Annotated in this window: 10 protein-coding genes; 6 read left to right on the top strand and 4 right to left on the bottom strand. The window is 45.7% G+C overall.

Features of this window, described 5'->3' with window-relative positions:
- Positions 1–87: 87 nt before the first annotated feature.
- Positions 88–510, bottom strand: coding sequence for a YciI family protein (locus U1F02_RS11695; RefSeq protein ID WP_409990582.1), 423 nt, complete (start codon positions 508–510; stop codon positions 88–90).
- 339 nt (positions 511–849) lie between these two features.
- On the opposite strand from U1F02_RS11695, the gene U1F02_RS11690 reads away from it, so the two are divergent.
- The 4 genes from U1F02_RS11690 (at position 850) to U1F02_RS11675 (ending at position 4,675) form a co-directional block, all read left to right on the top strand.
- On the top strand, positions 850–2,013 hold the full coding sequence (locus U1F02_RS11690; protein WP_409990823.1) for an aspartate aminotransferase family protein: 1,164 nt from the start codon (positions 850–852) through the stop codon (positions 2,011–2,013).
- Between the two features lie 103 nt (positions 2,014–2,116).
- On the top strand, positions 2,117–3,034 hold the full coding sequence (argF, locus tag U1F02_RS11685; RefSeq protein WP_409990581.1) for an ornithine carbamoyltransferase: 918 nt from the start codon (positions 2,117–2,119) through the stop codon (positions 3,032–3,034).
- 69 nt (positions 3,035–3,103) lie between these two features.
- Positions 3,104–3,946 carry a hypothetical protein gene (locus tag U1F02_RS11680; protein ID WP_409990580.1) on the top strand — a complete coding sequence of 281 codons (843 nt, stop codon included), beginning with the start codon at positions 3,104–3,106 and terminating at the stop codon, positions 3,944–3,946.
- A 387-nt stretch (positions 3,947–4,333) separates the two neighbouring features.
- Positions 4,334–4,675: a VOC family protein gene (locus U1F02_RS11675; protein ID WP_409990579.1), complete on the top strand. Its 342-nt coding sequence runs from the start codon at positions 4,334–4,336 to the stop codon at positions 4,673–4,675.
- A 24-nt stretch (positions 4,676–4,699) separates the two neighbouring features.
- On the opposite strand, the gene U1F02_RS11670 is transcribed toward U1F02_RS11675, so the two are convergent.
- The 3 genes from U1F02_RS11670 to U1F02_RS11660 form a co-directional block, all read right to left on the bottom strand.
- On the bottom strand, positions 4,700–5,317 hold the full coding sequence (locus U1F02_RS11670) for a TetR/AcrR family transcriptional regulator (protein ID WP_409990578.1): 618 nt from the start codon (positions 5,315–5,317) through the stop codon (positions 4,700–4,702).
- Positions 5,318–5,386: 69 nt separating this feature from the next.
- Positions 5,387–8,476: an efflux RND transporter permease subunit gene (locus U1F02_RS11665; protein ID WP_409990577.1), complete on the bottom strand. Its 3,090-nt coding sequence runs from the start codon at positions 8,474–8,476 to the stop codon at positions 5,387–5,389.
- Complete coding sequence (locus tag U1F02_RS11660) at positions 8,473–9,654, bottom strand: efflux RND transporter periplasmic adaptor subunit (protein ID WP_409990576.1); 1,182 nt, start codon at positions 9,652–9,654, stop codon at positions 8,473–8,475. The genes U1F02_RS11665 and U1F02_RS11660 overlap by 4 nt, the downstream gene beginning before the upstream one ends.
- A gap of 304 nt (positions 9,655–9,958) precedes the next feature.
- Here U1F02_RS11660 and U1F02_RS11655 point away from each other — a divergent pair, with 304 nt between their 5' ends.
- Positions 9,959–11,617, top strand: coding sequence for a DUF5666 domain-containing protein (locus U1F02_RS11655; protein ID WP_409990575.1), 1,659 nt, complete (start codon positions 9,959–9,961; stop codon positions 11,615–11,617).
- A gap of 120 nt (positions 11,618–11,737) precedes the next feature.
- Positions 11,738–12,373: DUF6502 family protein (locus tag U1F02_RS11650; protein ID WP_409990574.1), on the top strand; the 636-nt coding region annotated here is incomplete at its 3' end.

Below are 12,373 nucleotides of genomic sequence, written 5' to 3'. Positions count from 1 at the left end.
TTAACAAAAACATAAATTTTCTTGCGAGTGCTCTGGAGCCTAAGCGGAACACTCGAGCGGTCGCCAGGTTTTCACTAAACAGGCGTCTTATTTTTCAGCCAATTGAGCGCGCAGCTTTTCATTGCGCTCGGCAATTTCCGGGGTAACCGCATCACCAAAGTCTTCTAGTTCGTAGACCGGGCGAATGTCTATATCGGAATCCTCTAACATGGGATTCGGGCAACGCTTAACCCACTCTATGGCTTCCTCCATCGACTTAACCTGCCACATCCAAAAACCGGCAATGATCTCCTTGGTTTCCGTAAAAGGGCCGTCAGTCACTATGCGGCTTTTACCTGAAAAATGAACACGCACGGCTTTTGAAGTGGGCTGCAAACCATCGCCCGATAACATGATGCCCGCCTTCACGAGCTCTTCGTTGTATTTGCCCATAGCCTCCAATAACTCAGTGGTGGGCATAATGGCGGCTTCAGAACTCGGCGTAGCTTTTACACAAACCATAACTTTCATAGGTAGATCCTCATTAGGGGGTGATATTTATCAGACGGGGCAAGCTCAGAGCATAAACCCCATTTTCCCCTATTAGTCGAATGTACCTGGTGATTTTCGACAAAGCTCTGGATTTGCCATTGCCGCCGTTTACTTATACTATTGCCGCTCATTTTCGTGATTTTGCTTATAGAAGAAGCAAGACTCGCAAAATGCTCAGATCTCGCAGGCAACACAATTTTTCTTAGAAGGGCGCCGCCCACATCTGGCGCTGTAGTTAATTCCCTGCATATTGAATCACCAAGCCATTTAGCTGGCTTTGGTGCTGTATTTTTTGTTGATTAGCTTCTGGAGAGCATGATGACTACCTTGATGAACACCTACGGCGCAAGAACCCTCACCCTGACCAAGGGCGAAGGCAGCCGAGTGTGGGATGACAAGGGCAACTCCTATCTGGATGCCATCAGCGGTATCGCTGTGTGCGGCTTGGGCTACTCGCACCCTGCGCTCACAAAAGCGCTCACCGAGCAAGTGGGCACCCTGATCCATTGCTCCAACTACTACAACATCCCCACCCAGCAAAAGCTGGCGGATTTGCTCATTCAGCAGTCTGGTATGGATAAGGTTTTCTTCTCCAACTCAGGTGCAGAAGCCAACGAAGCGGCGATTAAAATCGCGCGCAAATACGGTAACGACAAGGGTGTGAAAAACCCGGCCATCATCGTTACCAGTAACAGCTTCCACGGCAGAACCCTTGCGACCTTGAGCGCAACGGGCAACCCCAAAGTACAAATCGGTTTTGAACCATTGGTGGAAGGTTTTATCCGTGTGCCTTTTAACGATGTTCCCGCGATTGAAGCGGCAGCTGCAGAGCATGGCAACATTGTGGCGATTCTGGTTGAGCCCGTACAAGGCGAAGGCGGTATTCGTGTTCCTGCGCCCGATTACTTGAACAAGTTGCGCGCACTCGCAGATGCCAAAGGCTGGCTGTTGATGCTGGACGAAATCCAAACTGGCAATGGCCGTACCGGCACCTTCTTCGCATTCCAACACAACAAGATCCTGCCGGACGTGGTAACGACCGCAAAAGGCTTGGGCAATGGTGTACCTATTGGTGCTTGTATCGCTCGCGGCAAAGCAGCAGACGTATTACAACCGGGCAACCACGGCACCACCTTTGGCGGCAACCCTTTAGCCACCAGAGCAGGCGTTGCTGTTGTTGAAACATTACTGGCAGAAGGTTTGATCGAAAAAGCCAAAATTCTTGGCGATAAAATCCTGGCCGACTTTAAAGCCAAACTCGCGGGTAACCCCAAAGTGGTTGATATCCGCGGCAAGGGTTTAATGATTGGTATTGAATTAAACGCGCCAGCGGCCGAGCTGATGGATAAAGCCCGCGCCAAAGGTATTTTGATTAACGTAACCTCAGTGAACACCATTCGTTTGCTACCCACCTTCATCCTTACCGATGAAGAGGTCAACGAGCTGGTTACCAAAGTGGTCGAATTAGTCACTGAGTTTTAACAAACGCGGGCACGGCTCCTGTAGCCAAAGCCCGCAGCAATGACCTGCAGTTATAAAATGCGCTTTCGCATTTTTTCAGCAGCTCGAAAAAGAGAAGAGCATTATGGTTCCCCCAAAGGCACCGAGACATTTTTTAACCCTCGAAGACGTTAACCGCGACGAGTTAAACCACATCATCAAACGCGCTATAGAGTTAAAAGCTTTGCAGCGCAAAGGCATAGCCACAGAAATTTTTAAAGACAAAGTGCTGGCGATGATTTTCGAAAAATCATCTACCCGTACCCGCGTGTCTTTTGAATCTGCCATGGCGCAAGCGGGCGGCCACGCTATTTTCCTGTCCACCAAAGATTCACAACTGGGTCGCGGCGAACCTATTGAAGATTCCGCACGTTGCATCGCCAGCATGGTCGATATGGTTATGATCCGTACCTTCGCCCACGCTACCGTTGAACGCTTCGCCGAATATTCGCGCGTACCTGTTATCAATGGTTTGACCGACGATCATCACCCCTGCCAATTACTTGCAGACATTCAAACATTCGTTGAGCAACGCGGTTCACTCGCGGGCAAAACCGTGGCATGGGTTGGCGATGGCAACAACATGTGCCAAAGCTACATGCAAGCCGCCGAGCTGTGCGATTTTGAATTGCGCATTGCAACGCCCAAAGGTTTTGAACCATGGGAGCACATGCTGGAAAAACACAAAGACCGCGTCTCCATCAGCCAAGACCCAAAAGCCGCTGTTAAAAATGCCGATTTGGTTGTGACAGATACTTGGGCATCCATGGGCCAAGAAGACGAGAAAAAACAACGCGAGAAAATTTTCGCCGGTTACCAAGTGAACCGCGAACTCTTAAGCCACGCAAAATCCGACGTTCTCTTTATGCACTGCCTACCCGCCTACAGAGGCAAAGAAGTGAGCGCCGAGATAATGGACGACCCAAATGCAATTGTGTGGGAAGAAGCCGAAAACCGCTTACACGCCCAAAAAGCACTGATGGAGTTTTTGTTCACGAATTGACGGTAAAGAGCAAGCGCGCTCAATGTCATTTTTCATGTGATAGAAGTCGAGAAACTAAAGAGGGAAGTCATGAACAAATCAGGAATAGTTTTAGCTTTAATAGCATTAATGAGTAGCTATGCGCTTATTGCTGCCGCTCAGAATACATCTGAAGACGATTATTCCAGCTCTAAAGCCAAAGTCCAATTTTGCAATGTTACCTCCTCCGCTATTGTGACCAAGGTATTCTCTCTGGAAGGCAGAGATGTCGACTTAGTTACAAAAATGGCTCGAGCAGATGCTCGGCAATCAGCTTCACTCTTGTCTGAAGAAGGATTTAATTTTTCATGGCTCTTAGGGGAAATTTACGTTGAGCACTTTATGGAAGCCTTAAAACCTCAACTAAATGGCAATAATGACTCGCGAGAAGTAGTCATCTCAGACATAACGAAGCATGTAAGTAGATGGTGTGACCGACACGTTTCAAAGCTATATTGGCAAAGAGACATAAACACATGGAGAGACGAGTTTACGAAATCTATTGCCGAATCCTGGCCAAGCTTGGAGGTTTACATTCAGGAAACCATCAAACCAATCCCTTCATTAGATGATCGGTTAAACAGATCGAAGAAAGCGCTAGATTGTGCCGGCTTCCTTACTGCTCAAAACCAAAATTTAGCCAATTCGATCTCTGTCGATGAGCAGAAGAAAAAAGATACCATAGCATTCATGAAGCGAATTATATTGAAACATCGAAACTATATATTGGCAGAAAGTTTGTACACAGGATTCTCGAGAAAGGATGTTAACGATGCAATCAGGGAGGTCTCGGATGCCTACTTTAAAGAGATTCCAAAAAACAATCAGGATGACGCCAAAAAGAAAACACTATCTTGTGCTTCAATATTTGAGTTCAACGCAGGAACTTTTTAGCTTTACCCGCAATCTAGCATGAGATGGTAGCAGCGGCGATACTGCTTTACGGAGCTTGGAAGCGATTGGCAAAATATTTATCTAACACAACAATACACTCATTAACTTGATCTTAGTTAGTATGTAAATTGAGACGATAAACGAAGCCAAAATTTTCGCAATCAACCGTAGGCACAATCTATATTAGGAATGTACAGTTCAAAAAGTGGCTTACATTTTTTAGCTTATAATTTTAAACCGTGATGATATCACGTGTGCTTGAATTCTTTCCTACAACTATAAAAACCTAAAAACGGGAATCGTCATCCTCGCGTAACGGTGATGACGATTCCCTAATAAATAGTTTAACCTTCCATGCGAATAGAACACATCAACATCAGCGCGCCAATGAATCTGTTAACGCAAGTTCGCGATTTCTATATTGAAATCCTCGGATTAACCGAAGGCTTTCGCCCACAATCAACCATTCGTGGGTTTTGGTTATATTCTGGCGAGCGCGCACTGATTCACTTGGCAGAGAGCGACCAGCATTTTGCAAGTGAGCACCAAGGCTATCTAGACCATATTGCGTTTCAAACAACGGGATTGAAAACAATGGTTGAAAAGTTAAACCAACACGAAATCCCTTTCGCTCAGGATTATTTTCCAGAAATTAATATGACGCAGCTGTTCTTTAAAGATCCTGCCGGAACGGGAATTGAAATTAATTTTGTTAACGAGTTGCTTTAATCTATTAAATATCTGGATTTTCCCTCACTGGGCATACAAGGAATCCACGTATTCACACAAAGATCCAAACAGTTCTTGCGCCAACTCCATTGACTGCATGCATTTGGCAACTCCCATAATGCCCTGATAACTACTCAGTAAGAACGCTGATGTTTTTTGCGCATTTATATTTTCGCGAACGATTCCATCGCGCTGCCCCTGATAGAGTGCCGCGGCAACAACCTCGACAATACTTTTCATGACCGCTTGTAATCGCTGGTGAAATCCTTCATCCAACGTAGACATTTCCTGAACTAAATTGGTAAGGGGGCAACCGTTAAAACACTCACCTGAAACTATATCTGCATATTTCTTGTTGAAAAAATCTTTAGCTGCTTTCAAAGGATCATTAGACTCCGCCAAAAATTCGCTCCAATTTTGCTGAAAGTAAGCCATGATAACTTCATCTAATACCGCATAACCCAAAGCCAATTTATTCGGAAAATAATGGTAAAGCGCGCCTTTCGCTAATTGTGTTTTCTTTAAAACAGCGTCAATCCGCAAACCTTGGTAGCCATGCTCATACATTTCTTCATGCGCCGCCTGCAAAATACGTTCGCGTGTTGATTCAACAGTCGCTTCTGTAGGAATTACACTATTCATAATTTATCAATATCTCTCACATCGTCATCACCCTAAACGATGATGACGACTATTAATTGAAATCTATCCTTAAACCTTTTTCACCCTAAACCAAGCGGCATAAAGCGCTGGTAAAAACAACAAGGTCAAACCTGTCGCCACAATTAAGCCGCCCATAATTGCTACCGCCATTGGCCCCCAGAACACAGAACTTGAAAGCGGAATCATGGCGAGCACTGCTGCGGCCGCTGTTAGAATAATGGGGCGGAAACGGCGAACGGCTGATTCCACTATGGCATTCCAAGGTGCTGTTCCGCTCGCAATATCCGTTTCAATTTGGTCGATTAGAATTACCGAGTTACGAATAATCATTCCGAACAAAGCAATTACACCTAACTGCGCAACAAAGCCCATGGGGCGATGCAAAATCAACAGCGCCATAGCGACACCAGCAACACCGAGTGGCCCCGTTAAGAACACCAACACAGAGCGCGAGAAACTTTGTAGCTGCAACATTAACAAGGTGAAAATAATAAAAATCACCAAGGGAACGTTCGCAGCAATAGAATCCTGTGCCTTACTGCTATCCGCTGCCGCACCGGCTAAACGAATTGCATAACCAATTGGCAATGAGGCTTTTAGTTCGGCAAGCTTTGGTTCAATTTGGCTGGATACGGTTGGGCCTTGAATTCCGTCCACCACATCGGCCTGTACTGTAATTGCCCACTCCCGGTTTTCACGCCAAATAATGCCCGGCTCCCACACAAATTGCGCACGCGCGACTTGCGAAATCGGAATAGATTTTCCACTACCCGTTGGCAAATAAGTATCGTTAAGCTTTTCAATCGTTGAGCGTTCATCCAACGGCTGACGAATAACAATATCAACCAAACGATTTTTCTCGCGATACTGCCCAACAGTTGTACCGGTTAAAATCGTGTTGGCGGCGCGCATCACGGTTTCCGATGTCATCCCCAGCGAACGTAATTTATCTTGATCCAAATCTAAGCGCAGAACTTTAACCGACTCATTCCAGTTGTCGTTAACGCCTAAAGCATTTGGATTAGCGCGCATAACATCTTTCACTTGATCTGCAATTTCGCGCACTTTGCTTACATCAGTACCGCTTACACGAAATTGCACGGGGTAAGGAACTGGTGGTCCAGTAGGTAGAAACTTAACGCGGCCACGCACCTCAGGGAAATTCACTTTGAATTCATGAATTATTTTTTTGCGCAGCTCTGTTCTGGCTTCCAGATCTTTAGGTAATACAACAATTTGCGCCACGTTAGATTGCGGAAAGATTTGATCCAACGGCAGATAAAAACGCGGGCTTCCTGTACCCACATAACTTGTTATGCTTTCAACACCCTCTTGCGCATTGATAAAGGTTTCGAATTTTTTAACCTGTTCCTCGGTAGCGGCATAGGAAGCACCTTCTGGCAGCCACATCTCCACCATCAACTCTGGGCGAATGGAATCGGGGAAGAACTGTTGTTCGATAAACTTAAAACCAAATACGCCAAGTATAAAAACGCCAAGCGTGATGGCAATTGTGGTTTTGCGAAACTCCACACACCAGTTCACCAAGGCTCTGAATTTGATATAGAACGGTGAATCAAATAATTCGTGTGGCGCTTCATCGGCAGCGTGAGGTTTTACTTTCAACAACAAATAACCGATGTAAGGCGTAAATAACACTGCCACCAGCCAAGAGATTAATAACGCAAGGCAATTCACCGAGAACATCGAAAAGGTATATTCACCCGCCGCCGATTTTGCCAACCCAATCGGCAAAAAACCGGCTGCCGTAATTAAGGTTCCGGTCAGCATAGGCATAGCGGTTGATGTGTAGGCGAAGGTTGCTGCATCAAACCGCGAATAACCTTCCTCCATTTTTCGAACCATCATTTCTACGGCGATAATCGCGTCATCCACCAACAAACCCAGCGCAATAATTAATGCACCGAGCGAAATTTTATGCAGATCTATGCTGAAGATGTGCATAAACAAAAAAGTAATTGCCAAAACCAATGGAATGGTGAGCCCTACAACCAAACCGGGGCGTAAATCTATGCGAATGCCTTTTTCATCTTTATGGAAGCCAAGCGCAACAAAACTCACGGCCAATACAATAACCAAGGCTTCCACTAAAGTTTTGAGGAATTCGTTTACCGATGTTGAAACGGCTTTCGGTTGGTTAGTCACACGATCTAATTCGACACCCACTGGCAACTTGCGCTTTATATCTGCCGCGGTGATTTCAAGATTTTTTCCTAAATCAATAATATTGCCGCCTTTCTGCATGGACACGGCAAGGCCGATAACTTCTTTGCCGTTAAAGCGCATTTTGTCGTGCGGCGGATCTGTATATTCGCGTTTAATTTCAGCGAAATCGCCTAAACGGAAGTTAGTTCCGTTTGCGCGCAAGGTTAAGTTTTCTAAATCCTTCGGGGATTTAAATGCGCCGGTTACGCGCACTTGCACATTGTCGGTTTCGGTTGTTAATACGCCGGTAGACTCAATGGCATTTTGCGCACTTATTTGATGAATTATGTCTTCGAGCGAAATTCCTAGCTGGGCAAATTTTTTGTGCGAAAAAACAATGTTAAGTTTTTCGTCCTGAACACCTAGTAACTCGACTTTGGCCACCAATGGAACGCGCAACATTTGTTGCCGAACTAAATCGGCGTAGTCTTTTAGTTCCGCATAAGTGAAACCATCGCCGGCGAGTGAAAAAATAGAACCGTAGGTATCACCAAACTCGTCATTGAAAAATGGGCCAAGCACACCTTGCGGCAAGCTGTATTTCATATCGCCCACTTTTTTACGAACCTGATACCAGGATGCAGTCGTTTCTTTTGGCGGAGTTGATTCCGCCAATTGCAACAAAATAGTTGTTTCGCCCGGCTTGGAGAAGCTGCGAATAACATCAATGTACGGCGTTTCCTGTAAAGTTTTCTCGAGCTTATCCGTCACCTGATTGGCCATATCCAATGCACTTGCGCCAGGCCATTTTGCGGTTACAACCATAACGCGAAATGTGAATGGCGGATCTTCATCTTGCCCGAGATTTTTAAAACTCATAATGCCGCCAATTAACAAGGCGGCAATTAAATAGCGAATGAGCGGAATATGTTCGAGCGCCCAGCGCGACAAATTTAGCTGTGGGCTTTTCATTTAACCGCTCCTTGCGATTGAACGACAGTTGGATTTGCAGATTGAGGAGCCAGTAAATTTTGTGATGTTAAATAGGGCTCTGCCGGTGCAGGTTTTGGCTCAGGCGGCAAAATAGAAACGCGTTGACCGGGATTCAATACATGAACACCTGCTGTGACAACTGTTTGCCCGGCAACTACACCGCTGGTGAGCAAAACGTCATTTCCGCTAACGCCACCTATTTGTACAGGCACTAATTTCACCGCACCTTTTTCAACAACCCACACCGAAGTAACGCCTTTCTCTTGGTAAAGAGCCGTGAGCGGAACCTTCACAAACGCGCCCGGCGTATTAACCAAAAATTGCACAGCAGCCGTCATACCCAATTTAACCAATGCCGTTTGTTTGGGTGTTGGATCAATGATGGAAACTTTGGCAATAAAAGTACGCGTTGCTGCATCAGCAACCGGAGAAAGTTCGCGAATTTTTCCGTTAATGATTTCTTTGGGATTTGCCCACAAACGAATTTCTATTTTGGTTGCGCGCTTAACTACATCGACATTGTTTTCGGGAATTCCAACAACCACTTCCAGCTCACCCGCTTTGGCCACTTGCACAACGGGTGAACCTGCAGCGACGACTTGGCCAACTTCAGCATTAATGGCGGTAACCACACCTTCAACATCGGAAGTTAATGACGCGTAAGCAGCTTGGTTAGATTGGGTTTTGAAAACGGCTTGTGCTTGCTCAAAACTCGCTTTGGCAGATTCAAATGCGGTGTTTTTGGCATCCATTGCGCTTTGGCTAATTGCGTTGGTTTTGCGTAATTCCTGATAGCGCTTTAATTCAAACTCGGCTAATTCAAAATTGCTTTTGGCGGATTTAAAACTGGCCTCGGCTTGCGCTTGCGCCAAACGCAAATCCTGAGGATCAAGTTGCATTAACACTTGGCCAGGCTTAACCAAGCTCCCCACATCAACCTTACGCGTTTGAATTTTTCCTCCCACTCGGAAACCGAGCTGAGACTCAACTCTCGCCTGCACATTGCCGGAATATTCGGCAGTGACTTGCTGTTGAGAAGCAGCGAGCTGTATAGCGCGGACAGGACGAATGTCTTCAGTTTTTTGCTCCGATCTTCCGCAACCGGCAAGCACGCTAGCCAAGGCTAATCCGGTGACGATAAAAATGAATCTACGCATGTGATTCCTTACTCCTGAGAAAACTCACGGTTAAGCTCCGTGAGCAACATGATTAATCCGATGTGGGACGCGCAAAAAGCGGGGGTAAAGCGCAAACCGACCAGTTGGTCTGCACGCCAAGATACAGACCGACCAGATGGTCTGTCAATGCAAATTCAGAAGCGTCACTCAGAATGTGATTTTTGCCACTTTTTTGGTTTGATAAGGATCGCCATTTTCCATATTTGGTGCTTTACATACCAAATATGGATGCTAGGCTATACACGAAACTCGTCATTCACTCCAACAGGAGAGGTAACTAGCAATGAAAAACCATTCTTTACTCGCGATTATCATGTCTGCAGGCTTGGTGGCCTGCGGAGGCGGATCAGGTGGCAGCAGCAATACTCAGGCTCCAATTAGCAATAGCAGCCAAAGTAGTTCGGTTGCCGCTACAAGCACCAATGTCGCGCAAGGTACTGTCACAGGTTTTGGCAGTGTGATTGTCAACGGCGTCCATTTTGATGTTAAAGGAGCATCAATCGAGATCGATGGCGAGTCTAAGGTCGAATCTGATTTGGCCGTTGGTCAAGCGGTAAGTGTAGTGGGCACGGTAAACGACGATGGTGTTCACGGCAAAGCTAGTAAGCTATCAGCTGAAACCCGGTTACGCGGCCCTATCGAAAGCATTGATCTAACAAAGGGCATCGTAGTTGTACTCGGGCAAACAGTTCTGATTAATGGCGATACTTTTTATGAGGACGGCGTAACCGCTGCAAGCTTAAAAGTAGGCGATGTTATAAAAGTAAGCACGCAAATTAATGCAGATAGCCTATTGGTCGCCACCCGCATTGAAATTAAAACCGGAGACGAAGCTAAAGATTTATTGTTAGCTGGAGAAGTCAGCAACCTCGATACCACAGCAATGACATTTACTCTCAATGGCACCAAGGTAGATTACAGCAAAGCAACCATTGCGGATCTACCCAATAAAGTTCTTAAAGACGGCATGCTGGTTCGTGTTCACGGCACAGTCGTTAATGGCGTTTTTGTTGTTAATGGCAGCGTCCATTCAAGTGCTCTGGATTTAAAACATGATGGCGAGCTGGATACCAAAGCAAAAGTAGAATTAGGTGGGATTGTTTCCAAATTAAATATACCTGCAGCGGAAATGCTCTTAGGCCCAACCTTTGTGTTAGGAAATACCACCGTATTTTTTACAAAAGGTGTGAAAATTGAGGGCGGTACACTGTCGGATTTGGCAAATGGTGTTCGCGTTCGTGTTAAAGGAAAGTTTGACGCCGACAAAAATGTAATTGCAGAAAAAATTATACTTATTTTGAAAGCCAGAGTGGACGATGAAGGTCTTGTGCAAGCAACTGACCTCACCAAAAATACACTCACTGTAAATGGTGTAACCTTTGAAGTTACTGCGGACACCAGCTTTAACGATCGCAGCAAGGCCGATGTGCGTCTGTTTAGCTTGAAAGATATTGCGACCGGCGATTTCGTTGACGTGCGCGGTTATAAGATCCCAGCTTCGGATACATCACCAGAGCGCATGGTTGCTACTCGTGTAGAACGTAAAAATTCTTCTGAAAAAGCTAAGGATGGCTTCAAAACTGAAATCAGTGGTAAGGTTGAACTGGTTGGCAGTGACTCCATTAAAGTATCTGGACACACCATCAAAATCACAAACACAACAACAATTTTCGGGTTTAACAGCATTCAGCTATTTTTGGCAAATGCACTTGGTATGAGCGTTGAAGTGGAAGGTGTGGTAGAAAACGATGTATTCATTGCTCGTGTTATCAAAATTGAAAAAGACGAAAGTGAATCGGAACACTCATCTTCCAGCAACTCATCGTCTAGCTCTGTGAAATCAAGTTCATCTAGCTCCAGCTCTGTCTTGTCGAGTTCATCATCTGTTTCGTCTGCCAGCAGCACATCGTCGGCAGCGAGCAGTTCGGCGAGCCAAATTTAAGCTGCGCGTTGGCTAAATGCTTCTCTGTTGGCTGAGCGTCCCTGGTTCAGCTAACAGAGCTTTTTAGTTGTACTAAATTAAGATATTTCATTTAACGTTAACGAGCTTTTAAGACAAGCCATGCTCACACCCAAAGAAACAGTTCTCTCAGCATGTCGGCACCTTATGGCGCCGATTGTAGGGATTTTGTTACGCAATGGTGTGACTTACAAAGAACTGGCAAATCTCTGCAAGCAAATTTATGTTCAAGTCGCAACCAAAGAATTTGGTATTCGCGGCCGCGACACCAACCTTTCACGAATTGCGTTAATGACAGGCATTGATCGAAAAGAAGCTGCCCGTATTAAGCAAGAGTTAAAAAATAACGAAGAAAGCGAAGCATCTCAAGCTGGGCAAGACCGTATGACTCGTGTGTTATCCGGCTGGCATCAAGACAAAGACTTTCTCACACACGACGGAACCCCCAAACCGCTCTCAGTCGACGGAGATGTAAATAGTTTCTCCCAGTTGGTAAAACGATATGGCGGCGATATGCCCGCCGTAACCATTTTAAAAGAATTCAAGCGTTGCGAAATTGTGCGCCAGGATGACGACGAAAAATTACACGTATTAAAACGCTATTACGTGCCTTCTCAATCTGACCCCGGGGCCCTACTGAGAGCCGGTAGCGTAATAAACGATTTAAGCAGCACACTCTATTACAACCTCTATAAGGCGGAAGCATCCAAACAAAAGCCGCCCCACTTTGAACGACGC

It is taken from the genome of Cellvibrio sp., from assembly GCF_046347455.1.
Lineage (GTDB): Bacteria > Pseudomonadota > Gammaproteobacteria > Pseudomonadales > Cellvibrionaceae > Cellvibrio.
Note: the sequence above shows the minus strand (reverse complement) of the source record. Positions and strands in the feature narration are given on the sequence as shown.